At 41.6% G+C, this 16,069-nt stretch carries 10 protein-coding genes; 3 read left to right on the forward strand and 7 right to left on the reverse strand.

The annotated features are described in order from the left end of the window. Positions 1 to 165: 165 nt before the first annotated feature. A complete protein-coding gene (locus LK453_RS08205; RefSeq protein WP_201537178.1) occupies positions 166 to 1,107 on the forward strand; it encodes a DUF2628 domain-containing protein in 942 nt (313 codons plus the stop codon). A 120-nt stretch (positions 1,108 to 1,227) separates the two neighbouring features. Here the strand turns inward: LK453_RS08205 and LK453_RS08210 are convergent, their stop codons facing one another. Next, complete coding sequence (locus LK453_RS08210) at positions 1,228 to 3,075, reverse strand: monovalent cation:proton antiporter-2 (CPA2) family protein (RefSeq protein WP_201537180.1); 1,848 nt, start codon at positions 3,073 to 3,075, stop codon at positions 1,228 to 1,230. Between the two features lie 61 nt (positions 3,076 to 3,136). Next, on the reverse strand, positions 3,137 to 3,847 hold the full coding sequence (locus tag LK453_RS08215) for a hypothetical protein (protein WP_201537182.1): 711 nt from the start codon (positions 3,845 to 3,847) through the stop codon (positions 3,137 to 3,139). 369 nt (positions 3,848 to 4,216) lie between these two features. On the opposite strand from LK453_RS08215, the gene der reads away from it, so the two are divergent. Then, on the forward strand, positions 4,217 to 5,638 hold the full coding sequence (gene der / locus LK453_RS08220; RefSeq protein WP_201528872.1) for a ribosome biogenesis GTPase Der: 1,422 nt from the start codon (positions 4,217 to 4,219) through the stop codon (positions 5,636 to 5,638). A gap of 129 nt (positions 5,639 to 5,767) precedes the next feature. Here the strand turns inward: der and LK453_RS08225 are convergent, their stop codons facing one another. The 3 genes from LK453_RS08225 to LK453_RS08235 form a co-directional block, all read right to left on the reverse strand. Continuing rightward, a complete protein-coding gene (locus LK453_RS08225; RefSeq protein WP_227674418.1) occupies positions 5,768 to 6,982 on the reverse strand; it encodes a D-alanyl-D-alanine carboxypeptidase family protein in 1,215 nt (404 codons plus the stop codon). 529 nt (positions 6,983 to 7,511) lie between these two features. Continuing rightward, entirely contained in the window at positions 7,512 to 7,964 is a 453-nt protein-coding gene (locus LK453_RS08230; protein ID WP_227674417.1) for an MCR_0457 family protein, read from the reverse strand. A gap of 873 nt (positions 7,965 to 8,837) precedes the next feature. After that, complete coding sequence (locus LK453_RS08235; RefSeq protein WP_227953986.1) at positions 8,838 to 9,539, reverse strand: IS1 family transposase; 702 nt, start codon at positions 9,537 to 9,539, stop codon at positions 8,838 to 8,840. Positions 9,540 to 9,639: 100 nt separating this feature from the next. Here LK453_RS08235 and LK453_RS08240 point away from each other — a divergent pair, with 100 nt between their 5' ends. After that, positions 9,640 to 10,470, forward strand: coding sequence for a peptidoglycan DD-metalloendopeptidase family protein (locus LK453_RS08240; RefSeq protein WP_201528868.1), 831 nt, complete (start codon positions 9,640 to 9,642; stop codon positions 10,468 to 10,470). A 211-nt stretch (positions 10,471 to 10,681) separates the two neighbouring features. Here the strand turns inward: LK453_RS08240 and LK453_RS08245 are convergent, their stop codons facing one another. Beyond that, positions 10,682 to 12,145, reverse strand: a complete 1,464-nt coding sequence (locus LK453_RS08245) for a peptidylprolyl isomerase (protein ID WP_227674483.1) — start codon at positions 12,143 to 12,145, stop codon at positions 10,682 to 10,684. Between the two features lie 180 nt (positions 12,146 to 12,325). Beyond that, a complete protein-coding gene (locus tag LK453_RS08250; RefSeq protein WP_227674484.1) occupies positions 12,326 to 15,616 on the reverse strand; it encodes an LPS-assembly protein LptD in 3,291 nt (1,096 codons plus the stop codon). Between the last annotated feature and the right edge of the window lie 453 nt (positions 15,617 to 16,069).

Here is a 16,069-nt window from a genome sequence, read left to right on the forward strand (position 1 = left end):
TGAAGGTATGGGGAGATTAGCACAGGCTATTAAAAACAGCAGTAAGGCTAAAAAACTAAGTAATTTTGGCGTATTATAGCGTTTATCCACCTATAAAACGATGCGCAAACCGTCAAAGTTTGTCTCTACTAGAGCCTGTTAGGGTTCACAAAAGGTTTAGTTGCTATGTTGTTTATCGAAGAAACGTCGCCACCCCCTTTTTACCAAAGTCGAATTAGCGCTGAAAAACGTACTCAGCTCGATAAATGGTTTATTGGCAATCGTTCGCAAGCGTATTATTTAAAACGTTTTGCCGAGTTCGATGATCAAGGTTATTTATCGCCGAAGTGGAACTGGGCCGCTTTTTTTGCTACTTTTGGTTGGTTACTATACCGAAAGCGCTATCTGGACTGTATTGTTTATACTGTGGCAGGTTGGTCTTTTATCCAGCTAAATATAGTGATTGTTTTGAGCGCATTTGAATTTGTGTTTATGTCTTTTGTGCCAGATGCCTATCAAATGTTGACTCGTATCGCTATTGCTGGGGCTATTTGGTTATTTTGGTCAGTTATCGTAGCAAGGTGGTCAGATGCTTATTACTACCGAATGGCACGACGCGAAATAGCGGATGTGTTGGCCGACTATCCGCAAGCCCCTGAGCAACAAAAATCTCATTTGAAAAAAGAGGGCGGTACCAGTTTGGTAGGTCTAGGCATCGCCTTTGGTATGTTTGTGTTTTTATTAACCGTAATTCAAAGTCAGTTTTTGCCCTTGTATGCTCAGCCTAAAGAGCATGGCATTATCCAAGAAACATTTGCAGAGACTCGTATCGCAACCAGTGAGTTTGAGAAACTGTATCAGTCTGAAGGTAAATGCCCAATAGGCCATAAGTTAGAGAGTAACAGGGAGGATTTGTCATTCAAGGTAGTGCAACAAACGCCTGCTCTAGGCAATAAACCAAGCAGCTGTGTGCTGATTGCGACTTTGCAAAATATTCCTTTTCCCAATCGCAATCTTAATGGTCAGACCTATATCTTGTATCGGCCTTCTGCAAAGCAACAAGAGCAGTGGCAATGTGTCACTTCACTCAATACAAAAAGAAAGCCACCAATTTGTTCTAGTCACTAGTGGTTTTATTTACTAGTTGCTTGATCGCTAGTTGTTCTAACTACTAGCAATGGCGTATGAAAACAAACAGCCAACGTTATGAAATCAAAGTATTAAGCCATTAAGGGCTAAAGAGGGCGATTAAGTGTGTTTTGAAATACCAACCGCCGTTTCAATCTCTTCTAAGTCCAGCTTTTTGCCTTCAGAGTGGTCGGAATCAAACAAGCTTTCAAGCTCCATCATAGACGATTGAACAGATTCAATTAGCTTAGCCTCGTCTTCATAAATAGCTTGCTGCTGTTTTAATAACTCATCATCATAGTCGCGGAAGGCTGTGATGGTCTCACGCGCTTTTTCAGGTGAGATGCCCAATAGCTCTAATGACTCACGCGACATATCTAACGATGACAGATAGGTTTCGCGCCAGATATGAGTCACGCCTACTTCACGTAAACGGTAGTAATGGGCACGATTTCGAGCTCGAACTAAGACTTTTAAATGGGGATAGTTATTGTGCAAATAGCGGGCAGTGGCGATAGAGCGCTCCACATCATCAATGGCGATGATAAATATGCGTGCTTTTTCGATACCTGCGGTTCTTAAAATTTGTGGGTTTTGAGGATTACCATAATAAACTTGGTTACCAAATTTACGCACGAAATCTACTTGGTTGGCTGAACTTTCAATCGCCGTAAACTCAATATTGTGCATACGCAGTACCCGACCAATGATTTGACCAACGCGGCCAAATCCAGCGATGATAACCGGATGCTCATGGTCGGGAATACTATCATATTCACGGTCAGGCTGCGCTTTATCAAATCTAGGCTCACCAAATTTTTCCAATAGCATAAATCCAATCGGGGTTAATGCCATTGAGATAGTCACAATCAAGGTGAGTAAGTTGGCATGTTCCGGTCTTAAGACGTTTTGGTTGGCCGCTGTACTAAATAACACAAAGGCAAACTCACCACCTTGGGCCAAGGTTACCCCCAGTCGAATACTGGTGGGCAAGCGGTTACCTAACAAGCGAGCAATAGCCGTAATCACCCCAAACTTAATCAGCATGAGTGCCACGGCCGCACTAATAATTAAAACAGGATGGGCCAAGATTAATTTCACATCGGTTAACATACCGACCGACATAAAGAATAAGCCTAACAATAATCCTTTGAAAGGCTCAATACTGGCTTCTAGCTCATGACGGTATTCAGAGTCTGCCAACAGAACACCGGTTAAGAACGCCCCAAGTGCCATAGACAGCCCGATTTGACTCATCAAAATGGATACGCCCATCACAATAAATAGTGCTACTGCTGTGAGTAGCTCATTGGCACCACTTAAGGCCACAAATTTAAAGAAAGGACGCACCACATAGCGGCTGACCAAAAATAAGCCCCCAAACACGGCGACTACTTTGGCAAAATAGAGCAGGTCGTAGGTCTGCTCACGGACCCCTGAGAGGAAGGGAATCGCGGCCAATAGCGGAATAACCGCAATATCTTGGAACAGTAGGATTGTAAAGGCTTCGCGGCCATGAGTACTTGCTAGCTGTCCTTTTTCGGTCAAAACTTGAAGCACGAAAGCGGTAGATGAGAGCGCCAGACCAAAGCCTACGATAAAGGCAGTGTCTAGCTTAAGCGGGGTAAACTGAAAAATAAGCCCCATCAATAACAGGCCAGTGACCCCAACCTGTAGGCCACCAAAGACAAATATAGAATGACGTAGCGCCCACAGTCTCGATGGCTGAAGCTCAAGTCCAATAACGAACAGCAACATCACCACGCCAAACTCAGAAAAATGCATCAAGCTTTCAGCATCACCCGCAACATCGAAGACACTCGGGCCGAGCAGTAACCCGGTAATTAAATATCCTAAAACGGTGGAAATGTGTAGTCGCTTGCCCAAGGGTACCAGTAATAAAGCCGCCCCTAAAAATATAGTTGCTTGAAGCATGAGGCTAGGCTGTACGAGGGAGGCTGCGAACATGTAGGGTCCTTTTCAGTTTTACGGGTGTGACAATTATTTAAGCTTTGAGTGCAGAGATTATTCATTCCCTCTTTTTATATACTTTCCAGACCCCATTGTCTGCTAGTGGATTATTGTAAGCATCGTTGCGCCGTTTGCGAGGCTTTTGACGGCTGTCGACAATTTTAAAGTCGGGCAGGGTGTGAACGATAAGGCCAGTACGGTAGAATCTAATTCGTTCTGGATCTAACAACTCTCCTTTATCGTTTTTACAAAAAACATAAGCGCGAAGGTCAATAAATTCTCTATGCGCGACCAAACGGGCCGTTTCATCATGATCAAACACCCGCTGCAAACGTGCACATTCAGCATCAGTAAAGTCACCACACTTGTCGACTAATGCCCCCACAGAGCCAAAGTTTTTGGATTCTTTTGCCCGGGTCTTAGTCAGGTGCAACCGCTGCACATGATAAATAAACTGCGGTATTTCTAAGCTAGCAGGTAGAGGAAGGTGGTCAGGGGGTAGGTAGGCAGCAGGATAAAACTGCAGAGCACGGTCTATCAGAGGTTGCCAACGTTTATGGTAAGCGGCTACTTCTTGTTGGTTGCCTTGGTAAATCGGCATGTCCCTGATTTGTCGTAAAATATCTGGGGGAAACTGATCGTGGCGAAAAGCAGCAATATCGGCTTGCAAGGTAGAGAGCAACTCTTTGGCAAGCGATTTACCCTCCTTGGATGAAGGGTCTTGGATAATATCTTCCGGAGCGACAAAAGGTGCAGAGCGTCTTGACATAATTGACATAGGTTCATTATTAAGAGAGTTAAAACCATGTTATCATAACTGGGCAATCTAACAGTAATTAGCGAAACACACAATAAACCAACAATTGTGCTGTCATATTGTCGCTGATCGCCGTAGATATCGAGCTTAGAACATCAAAGTTATGAACAGTAATATACTGCAAATTATTTTAAGAACGACGTCTTGATAACTCAACTTTAATTTTTATTTACGAAGCTGTCGTTAAAATCCTTAACTTTTAACGGTCTAAAAATTTATAGATTGCTAAAACCTGCTATTAATTTTCCATTTAACTGACTATAAAGCACTCTGATTTCATTCTCAATCATTAACGCCTTGTAAAACCAAGTGAGATAAAAAATGTCCATAAAACCTGTCGTCGCCTTAATAGGTCGCCCTAATGTGGGTAAATCGACAATATTTAACCAAATGACCAAAACGCGTCAGGCGCTAGTCGCTGATTTGTCCGGACTCACCCGTGACAGACAGTATGGTGATGCCACCTATAACAACAAATCATTTGTTGTCATTGATACCGGCGGTATTGGTGAAGCTGATGATGGCCGCGGAGGCATTGATGATTATATGTCTGCACAGTCGCACACTGCTATTCATGAAGCCGATATTATCGTCTTCGTAGTTGACGCGCGAGCGGGGATGATCGGTGCTGATGCCGAAATCGGTAAAATGTTGCACACCTTAGGCAAGCCCGTATACCTAGTGGCTAATAAAATAGATGGGGTTCATGACGCTGCACCCGCTGAGTTCTATGCTTTGGGTTTAGGTGAGCCGTATCCGATGACTGCCAGCCATGGCCGTGGTATCGGTAACTTACTAGATGATCTTACTGAAAACATGCCTGAAGATGTCGAGGAAGAGGAGCAAGGTGGTTTAAAACTTGCCATTATTGGTCGTCCTAACGTGGGTAAATCTACGCTAGTCAACCGTATGCTGGGTGAAGATAGGGTCGTGGTATATGACATGCCTGGCACCACACGCGACAGTATTTATATCCCTTATGAGCGTAATGGCAAAAACTACGTATTAATTGATACAGCAGGCGTGCGTCGTCGTGGCCGTATCGATGAAAAGGTAGAAAAATTCTCAGTCGTCAAGACATTGCAAGCGATTAAAGACTCTAACGTCGTTGTGGCTGTTATCGATGCGCAAGAAGGTATCGTTGATCAAGATTTGCACATGTTAGGCTATGCCTTAGACGCAGGCCGCGCTATCGTAGTGGCCATTAATAAATGGGATGGTTTGTCTGACGATCAAAAAGACTTAATCCGTTTTGAGATTGAGCGCCGCTTTAACTTTATTCCTTATGTGAAAGTGCACTTTATTTCAGCACTGCATGGCACCAACGTTGGTAACTTATACCCATCGATTCATAAAGCTTATGAGTCTTCTATGTTTAAAGTATCTACCAACCGTTTGACACAGATTTTAGAAGATGCGGTAGCGGCCAACCCGCCACCTATGTCTGGCGGTCGTCGTATTAAGCTACGTTATGCTCACTTAGGGGGTCATAACCCACCAATCGTCGTGATTCATGGTAACCAAACAGGCTCATTACCCAAAAGCTATCAGCGCTATTTGGAAAACGAGTTTCGTAAAGTATTTAAGCTTGAAGGCACACCACTGAGAATCGAATTTAAGCTAAATACCAACCCTTATGCTGGCAAGAAGACCACCTCTTCCAAAAAGCTAAGACCAGGGGTATCAGAGGCACGTCAGAAGCGCCGAGATATGAAGTACAAAAAAGGGTCGCATAAGCGCTAATTTTATAATACTTAGCCTGATTAGTGAGATATAACACATAAACAAAAAGAGGGGCTGTCATAGGACAGCCCCTCTTTTTGTTTATGTCTATTAATGCCGGTAAATTAACCGAACATTGAGACCAATAGCCTAGAATAAGTTGCTAAACCATTTTGAAATGTGTTGCCAAGCACGTTTGAAGATACCTGACTCTTCAACTGCTTCAGTAGCAATGATAGGTACAGATGCCACAGATTTACCATCCATTACAGCTATCATGCGGCCCACTTCCTGACCTTTAGCGATAGGTGCTTGGATATCATCAGACATATTAATTACTGTGCTAACTTTGTCTGATTGAGTTTTGGCAACCAATACTTTTAAAGCTTCGCCTGTGGCTACTTTAACTTCGTTTTTTTCACCAAAATAAACAGGAACGGTGTCTACAAATTGATTGGCTGGCGCGACAACTTTGGTACTGAAATGGCCAAAGCCCCAGTTTAATAATTCGCGGGATTGATCCGCACGCGCTTGCATGCTCTTACTGCCCATAATTACTGAGATAAGACGCATATCATTACGTAGGCTTGAGGCAGCTAGACAATAGCCTGCCGCATCGGTATGGCCTGTTTTTAAGCCATCGACAGTGGGATCAGTGCGCAATAAAGCATTGCGGTTGCCTTGGGTGATGTTGTTATAAGTAAACTCTTTTTCAGAGTAAATCTTATAGTAGTCACCGCCTTGCTTAATAATGGCACGAGCTAAGATAGCAAGGTCACGAGCTGAAGCATGATGGTTTTCATCTGGCATACCGGTGGCATTAACAAAGTTGGTATTGGTCATACCTAACTCTTTGGCTTCTGCATTCATTAATTGAGCAAAAGCTTGTTCGCTACCTGCAATGTGCTCAGCCATGGCTTTAGAAGCATCATTACCCGATTGAATGATAATGCCACGCAGCATATCTAATACAGAGGCGCTCTTATGTACAGGCACATACATACAAGATTGGTCACTAGTACCACGACACCAAGCATTTTCACTCATGATGACCGGCTCGTCTTCTTTTAACTCGCCTGACATAAGTTTTTTCTCAATGATATGACTGGTCATCATCTTAGTCAGTGATGCTGGAGGCAGGGGCTGGTCTGCATTTTTCTCTGCTAAAATTGCGCCTGTATCATAATCCATTAAGACATAAGCAGTGTTATCCATTTCAGGCGGCGGCACAGTGGCTGCTAGAGAGGCCGATGATACCGCTAGGATACTTGAGCCTAATAGAAAAGATTTTACAATAGATAACGGGGTTACAGTATTAGATTTAACTAATAGTGAAGGTAATAGCTTAGTTGCAGGAGCAGTCATATCTAAGACACCATATTTGGTCATAGTTAATTCAAGATTTAGTCAACTCACTTAACCTCAATCTTTGGTCTTAGCCCGATGAAGCACTGATGTGTCTAATTGGTTTATCACATAGACCAATTATTAGTTCAGAGGGCAAAGAGAGAGGGCGTAAGTAATGACAACATCTGAATGAATCTAAATGGGAGGTAAAGGTTTACTATGTTAAAGTACTACATAACAGAAGTTTAAAAGCGTTGGGTTTATCCTTAACTATAAATAGAAACTATTGACAGTGGGACCAAACGAGACAGTATATTAACAAATTGCTCAAATGGGTTAAACAAATAAATGAGAAATAGGCTTTAAATTAAATAACTTAACTTTTTAACATTGTGAATTTTACTAATTATGTCAAAGAAATATCCAATTACCCACAAAAAAAGGTCGAATCAAAGATTGCGACCTTTCTTATTATGGTTTCAAAAATTATATGACAATAAAAATAGCTGACTAAGCTGTTACTTAAAGCTCCTATTAAAAACCGCCATTAAAAATCAGCACTGGCCAAGTCAGTACATAACGCAAGGTTTTCATCACGCGAATAACTCAACGTCCAGTTACGCATACTCGATAAAATGGTTTTATAATCCTGCTGAGTCGATAAATAACGAATGGCTGCCTTAGGGTTATCAATAGAAGGCAACATCTGCTTTAATTGATGGTTATAAGTTTTTTGAAAGTTGGTTCTTTGCTGACGGTTTAGCATAGGAGGACAAACCTCTGCGAGAACTTGCAACACTGCAATTTCATGTTTGGTAGCAGTGGCACGAGATAAATCGACAGGAATAGTGGTATGCGCGGCCTGAACGAGAGCCGACCCCAAAAAGGCGGCAGATCCTACCAAAGTAGAGAATAGTATTTTGCGAGTATTACCCGTTAAGTTGTTGGCCAAACAACTACTTAATGGATTATTTGCCAAAATTGTCATAAGGTTTTTCATAGTCATTATCATCGTCATTAGTGATAAGGTATCTTTTGATATCGATGTCTAATAATTGGGTTTGATATCAATCAGATTAATAAGTAAATCTACGGTCTTAAATGAGTTATTTCAGCTATCTAACTAAGTTATCTATATGTTATAAGCTATAATTTATCTGAAATTTATCTGAGTTAAGTGTCTTGTTTATAGGAAGCTAATATATAAGGAACTGACTACATTTTTCAGCCCGTTTTTTTCGCGATATTTTAATCCATACCAGTATTTTTAATAAGGCTTCCATCCATATAATCTATTATCTCATCCTTAATTTGCCCAGATGTTTAACAACTGTGATTTATGTTGTCAAAAGCGTAATCAATATTGCTAGTAGGGTAATAAAGGATTGTATAAAATTTCGTAATTGAGCAAAGCATTTGTTTAGTAAAGCTTTTATATGAACAACTATTATTTTAACAGCTTTCAAATCTGTTACCCTAACCAAGCCTGTATGCTATGTAAAGAATCGTTATAAGACTTACCTGTATATTGACATAAGTTGCCAAGCGATTAGGATACTCAATTATGGAAAAATGATTGATTGCTATAATAGGCGATAGCTTTGTGTCTATTACATAACATATCTGCGTTTACTGCTTATTATCAGTGCTTAAACTTAACTTGCTGACGAATTAAAAGTTGCTATCTTTTAAGGCTTATTTAATATGCAGGTTTAATTAGTACATTATTTTGCTTAGATAGTAGGCGGTTAATTATTTTTTCAAATACAGCTATTAAATAACGTTGCTTAAATGAGGGTTGTTTACTATTCAGACAATCCTTCTTCGAAGATAGGTTTAACATTTTGGTGGTGGTTCAAAAAGTAGGCTGACATTAGACATATCCATGATTGATGTAAAAGAAAGCTAAATCAAAGGCTTTAAAGTGATTTTCCAGCTTTTTAGAAAAGTTACAACTTCGCCTAAATGCTCGCCTTACTCGATGTCTGATAGTGCAATTATTACCTTCAATACCGACCGTGAAAAACTTGCCAATGACTTGGGTAAAGCCCTTAAAACCGGTAACAAAGCTATCCCAGGTATCACTAGCGATTCTAGCACAACTTACGCCTAAGGCTTGCAGTTTAGCTTTAAGCTTTTTGACAGTGTTAAGGTCTCGTTTTCCCCACACATAGGCAACAATTTCACCTGTGTCACGGTGATAGGCATAAATTAGCCATTGTTTGTTGGTCTTCTTGCCTACGAATGTCCAAAGCTCATCGACTTCAAGACAGTCGTATTGCCTTTGCTTGGGGGTTATTTGGTAGTGACACTTTTTTAGGGTGGCCAGTACTTTGCCTTTGCTGATTCTCTCAACGCAAGCGATGTCTTTTATGCCACTGCCTCGAACCATAAGATGGCGTATTTTGCTATCTTTTTGGGAGTGACAGCCTTGGTACGTTAAGGCATGGTCGCCAATAAACTGCCGTTTGCAGTCTTTGCATTTATAGTTTTGTTTACCATAGCTTTTGAAGCCATTTTTCTTTATACTGTCACTTAGACAGGCTGGGCATTTGATGTATAGTGTGATTTGCATTTCACTATTTTATCAATTTCTCAGCCTGTTTTTTTTCAGCCTACTTTTTGAACCACCACCAACATTTTGTCATTATTGTATTTTTTATAGGGAGACATGCATGTCCAATATTTCTTTGATAGACACCAATGAGGCGGTTAGTTTAAGACAGGCTGCTGCTACTAACACGCCATCATCGTTGAAGCTAAAAGGCTTGGCATTGGCAGTATTGGGCGGCGCCCTTATGCTTTCAGGTTGTGCTACCAAACCGACTTATCAGCCTACAGGTCCAGTAGTGCAAGTAAATACTCGAGGTGTGCCAAATTACTATCAAGTTAAATCAGGAGATACGGTCAGTCATATTGCCGCGCGTTATGGTCTAAATTATCGTCAAATTGGTGCTTTGAACCGTTTGGACAGCCGCTATACTATTTATGCAGGACAGTGGCTTAAGCTTTGGGAAGGTAATGGTACAGTGGCCAACGTGCCTAATACTAGACCTTATAACACCCCTTCGACACCACCGGTGCAAACCAGACCGCCTGTCACTACCCCAACTTACAACACGCCAACCGCCACATCGACTAAAGGGTATGGCTATCCTACCAACAATCCAGTGGTTAAAAACTTTAACCCTAGTGTAGGCGATATGGGTATGTGGTTTAGTGGTAAAATTGGCGATCCTGTTATGGCCAGTAAAGCAGGTGTCGTGATGTATGCTGGTAATGGTTTACCTGAGTACGGTAACTTGATTATGATCAGACACGATGATAGATATATCACTGTTTATGCACACAATAATGAGTTGTTGGTCAGAGAGGGCGATCAAGTGCAAGCCGGCCAACGTATTGCTACCATGGGAAGCTCAGGACAGACCACGATGGTTGGTTTACAGTTCCAGGTACGTGATGGCGGAACGCCTATCGATCCTAGAGCAGTGTTGGGCCTATAGGCGACATGCTGTAGACGATAGATAATACAAAATAGACAGAAGTCTTAACTGTCCCTATTTGTGCTTATTTAAAGAGCTTTAATTAAGCCATAAAAAAACACCCTATCTATTGATAGGGTGTTTTTTATTTATGGACTTTTTAATTAAGCTTACGACTTAATAGATACCGCTTAATTAATAGGTTTGGCTAATCCGCTTAGTCCTGATTAGTTTAGTTAAATACTTCAACATAAGCATTGGCGCGAAGCTCTTGTAGCCAGTCTTCTTGTGCTTGTGGGGCTAGGCGCTGATATAACGCTTCACGTGCTAGATTACGCTTCACTGTGTCACTAACGTCTTTTTGACGAACCCCTTCAACTTTCAGGATATGCCAACCAAACTGAGATTTAAAAGGAGTTGAATAATCACCCTCAGGGGTGCGTTTCATCATTTCTTCAAACTCAGGTACCATTTGGCCTTCAGCTACCCAGTCTAAATCACCACCGCGACCTGCTGAACCTGGATCATCTGAGTAGGTAGCAGCCAATGAAGCGAAATCAGCATCGCGGCGCAGTTGTTCATATAAATCATTAATTTTCTGTTCTGCTAGCGCATCACTGTTGCGCTCATCTTTTTTTACTAGAATGTGACGAACTTTCCACTGCGGAATAATCATATTGTCATTGGTGTGCTTATCTACCAATTTCACAATATCGATACCTTCTGGGGTAATCTGTGGTTCAGTGACTTGTCCAATCTCTAATGGGGTAATCTGCTTGGCGATATCGATGGGCAAGCCGGCAGCAGGGTGAAAGCCCATATCACCCCCTTGTACTGGCGCTATATAGTTTTTGGCCGTTCCTGCGGACAGCTGACTTAACACCATTTCAGCATCATCGCTAGATTTAAGCAGTTCTTGCGCTTGTTGGGCAATTTGCATCGCTGCTTTTTTCTCACTGTCAGTAATGCGGTTATAATCATCACTAAAAGGTACGCGAATATGAATGGTACGGTATTCTGTGCTTTGTAATTTTTGTGCTTCAGGTGATGCTAGAAAAGCATCCACATCATGATCGGTAATACGAACACGTCTGGCCACCTGACTTTGTTGCAATGCTTTTAAAGATTCTTCTTCGATAACTTGAGCACGAACAGCAGCGTATCGTCCTGGTTGTTTGGCATCTAAGGCTTGTTGTAACTCAGTTAATGATTTTAAGCCTTGTGACTGTGCTAGACGGCCCAAACTTTGGTTAACCGCATTTTCATCAGGACGAATACCGGCTCTTTTTACCATGTCTAATTGTAGCTCACGTAAAATTAGACCGTTAAGTACATCATTTTGTAAGCGTTGCGGACTTGGAGCAGGTTGACCACTGGCCTGAATACGAGCCTGTGCTGTAGCAACTGCCGATGCCAACTCGCTTTTCAAAATAGGCGTATCGTTTACTATAGCGATGATACCATTGGTACTTTCCCGAGTAGATATAGGTGCTTTGGCAGAAGGCACGGCTTTCTCCACATTGGTTGAGGCCGCTTTTTTATCTGCCGCATGAGCGGTTAAGCTTAATGCACCCATTAAGGTAGAAAGCATCAACGCTTCAGTTAATTTTTTTAAGCCTAATTTAGGCGTACCTAGAGCCTCGGTGGGCAGGTAAGAACTTTGAGAATCATATTGCTTAGTATTTAATGCTGTCATAAGTAGCCTGTTTTTAGCCTGAGTATTAGTATATAAAAATTTGCATATAGCGATCTTAGGTATAGAAGGTATCTCTTAAAATCTAACAAACTTATAAGGTCAAAGAATTGGTGATATAAAATAAAAATAAGGGTTAAAAGGAGCCAGTTTTTAAAGTCACTGGCCTTTACCCTTAATAGATTATCTTTTCCATAACTCATCCACTGGCTCAAAGCCAAGAATTTTTTCATCTAAGTGTCTGGTTAAGCGACTTTTTCTATCCCCAAAGCCATTAATTCTAAATTCTGCCATAATGGCGCGCGTCGGTTTGTCCTCAAGGTTTAGATCATTGTAGTAACTGCGGCCATAGAGTGAAAACCCATAGCAGCAATCCTCATAGTCTATACCAACTGTGGCATCAATAAACTTATTATCGCGGCTGTCGTATTGACCTTGTCCCAATAATCGCCACTTGTCATTAATAGGAATAATGGTAGAGGCGGTCAAAGCAGATAAAGCAGACTGATTGGTAATACGGTCTTCTTTACGCTCAATCACCCCAAAATTAATTAAGCTATTAGGGGTAGGGTTATAGCGCACCTGACTCGAGATATAATTAAGCTTACTGTCTGAGTCTAATGCTCCATTAAAGTCAAACCAAATATTGCGATAAGGTTGTAAGCTTGAACGCCATGCCACACCTGTCGAATTAACATCTAGGGTTCCTTCTTTAGCATCTAGCCCTACTTTTGGCTTAGTTAAGAAGAACTGATCCCCAATACCGCCATCAAATCGGGTAATCCCCATGGAGTCAACATAGCTGTAATTTAGACCCACTGCCACGCTATTATTATCAGAAATTCTATCATGACCTAAGAACCAGCTGTCCGCAAATAGTTGATCATAGTCAAATGACGCAATACGAGTATCAAAGTTAGGAATATCGCTTTGGTTCTCATAAGAGGAGTAACTGTATTTTAGGCGTGGACTTAATAATTGATAGCCACCCATGGTGTTATCAAACCAACCAAAGGGAGATCCAGGGCTATAAAAGTTAAGTCCCGAGTCTACACTGAAACTTGGTACGAAGACAGATTGGTCGTTATCATCTTTTGAGACATTATTGTCAATACGGCTTTCTTCATCAAAAGAGGCATATAGATGCTGCAAACTTACTTTAGGTTTAACGTAACCCCATGTTTTTTCTATAGGGTAACTGGCACTAATTTCATTATAAAGACGAACGCCGCTCTTTTCACTCTCTGATCCATCTTTGATAGATTTTTTGAAATATGCTGAATCATGAGTCCCAGTGATTTCAAACTTATCCAAAGCATTGTTCATTTTTGGCAAGCGATAATCAACCGTCAACTGTGGTAAACGTGAATAAGGTTTGTCTTTATCAGCAACCACATTACCATTAGCATCAGTGGCTTTTAACGTTTGAAATGTTTCTACTTTTAGCTGCGCATCAAGATAATCATCATAATAATTAATACGACCTCGTCTAGGTAAGTTCAGACGGTTTTCTACCAACCCGTAGTCATCAAAATCATTGATATAATCAGGGTCAGATACATAGCTATAAATAGCGTCAGCTGTTAATCTTGGAATGGTCTCAGAGGCCCATTCGTGACGATAGAACACACCGGCACGGTCTTCATCATCATACTTTTTATCTCTGGGCATATAAGCTGTTGTTAGCTCGCCCTTACCGTAACCTTCGGTTAGATAACGCATTTCGGCTGTGACCATCGGATTACGATTAGTATAAACGTCCGTGGTAATAGTGGCATCGTAATTAGGGGCTAAGTTTAGATAATAAGGCACACTAAGCTTTAAGCCACTTTCACTATCAATACGAGCGGTAGGGGTTAACAAACCACTACTACGACGGTCATCAACTGGGAAGTTAAAATAGGGTAGGTATAAAATAGGCACCTTACCCAGACGGAAAGTCGCGTCGTAAGCTTCACCGCGGCCACTTTCCGTATCGATGTCTATTTGCTGTGCTTCAATTTGCCATTTGCGGTCGGTGGGCGGACAGGTAGAAAACATCACCTTTTCAAGCTCGTAATGAGTATTGTCAGGCTTATTCAATCTATGCGCATAACCATGTGCCTGCATAGGAACACTAGCAAACGCCACATCATAGGCAGTCGCTTTGCTATTGTTGGTGTTATAGGCCAACTCTTCTGCGACGGCAATCATGCCGCCATTATTGCTTTGAGTTGTATTTTGCATATTGCCTGAAGATTCGGGACGACTCGGTCCTGATTCAGCTAATAATACGCCGCCTTTTGCACCAGCAACTCCGCTATTAAGATCTAAGGCTATTTGATCAGCAGTCACCAGCTTGCCGTCTTGCATAACTTCTACATTACCAGCAAGCTCAACATAAGTATCATTATCATAATAACCGTAATCGGCAACAGCATGTAATGGAAGACCATTCGCAAGGGACAGACCATCCTGTTGTTGAGCACGTTGAATAGCCTGTTGATAATTGGCATCGGCTCCTGCCGTATTCGGGGTCACCCAAACGCCTTCACAGCGATAAGAAGAAGCACCTTGAGACTGAGAATTAAAAATATTCGGAGCCGCGATAGGCGCCAAGGTTTGAGCTTCGATAATATCTGTGCTGTTTGCAGGACTGTCTAGGCGCTCTCGTAAATCCTCAGCTTGTAGCTGATAAAATTGAGCCAAACGCTGTAAGCTTTTTTGAACGCTATCTTCATTGAAGGTCGCCGCAAGATTTTTAGACTCGTCCACTCTCTGACTAATTTTTGAACGTTTTGTCTCAGTATTTGAGGCTGAACTCGACGCATCGCTATTACTGCCAAACGCCTTTTCCGGATTAGGATTGGTTGGCGCTCTAAGCTCAGTTTCATTTGCACTGCTGATTTTAGCAATGGAGGCTGTTGTGGATTTAGGAGTAGGGTTTGTTGTACCTGCGGGCTGTAAATACTCGTCCTCAGGGTAAGTCTGCGTACTTTGGGTTGCGCTTTGAATTGAATTTTGACTTACAGGATTATTTACTGTCGATGACTCGCTCGATGGGGTATAGGTAGGCGCAGAAGGTGTCTCTTGTGACTCAAAGCCGACTGCCTCCAACGCTTCCTCTTGGGTATTAACAATATTGTTGTTAACCCGATTATCTGTTAAATCAACATCTGCCCCATCAACTGGTGCTGACTTGCTCTGTGACGTTGGGACTGTTGCTACTTTTTTATAAGTAATGCGCGAGGCATCCTTTAATGTGGCAATATCTTCGATCGTCTTATTATCAATGGTAGAGGAGGCCGTGTTCACAGGCTTCATCGAATCGATAGACGAAGCGGTCTCTACTTGTGGGCTAACGATAGCACCATAAGCACTAGGCACGCTAATGAGCAGCGGTAAGCTGATGACTAAGCGACTTGTGTAATGCGGACGGCGTGATAACTCACGGCAGGCACGCAATATACTGCGATAGAGTTGCGAGTACAGCAAAGGATTACCTTATTGAGTTGAAAAAATATTTTTGCCTTGCTCTTAATAAACAACAAACAGTCGCTTTCGAGCAATGGCTACTTTGTCCTGTCTGCCAAAAACACCTTTTGTGGCAACAGACTTATCTATATGAAACTTTGAAACCAATCTATGCCTTCAGTAAAGGTCACCTGTTAGTTTATCAAGACTTATTATCTTTTATTAGGCGAATATAATCTACTTTATAGCAAACTAATATTATAAGTTTCAATTTATTGGCTATCAAAACCAACCGCTATTATATAGGCTTGTGTCAAGATAGTAATGCTATAAATCTGCAATATCTTATCATAGTCAAAAAAAGGCAAATCAGCTACACTATATACTTTGAAATTTGCTAATTCGTTTCTATAACGTCAAGCTTAAGGTAGTCGTTGCCTATTTGCACACAAGATATCTTAAAGCAGTATTGAA

The sequence above is a fragment of the Psychrobacter sanguinis genome (assembly GCF_020736705.1).
Classification (GTDB): domain Bacteria; phylum Pseudomonadota; class Gammaproteobacteria; order Pseudomonadales; family Moraxellaceae; genus Psychrobacter; species Psychrobacter sanguinis.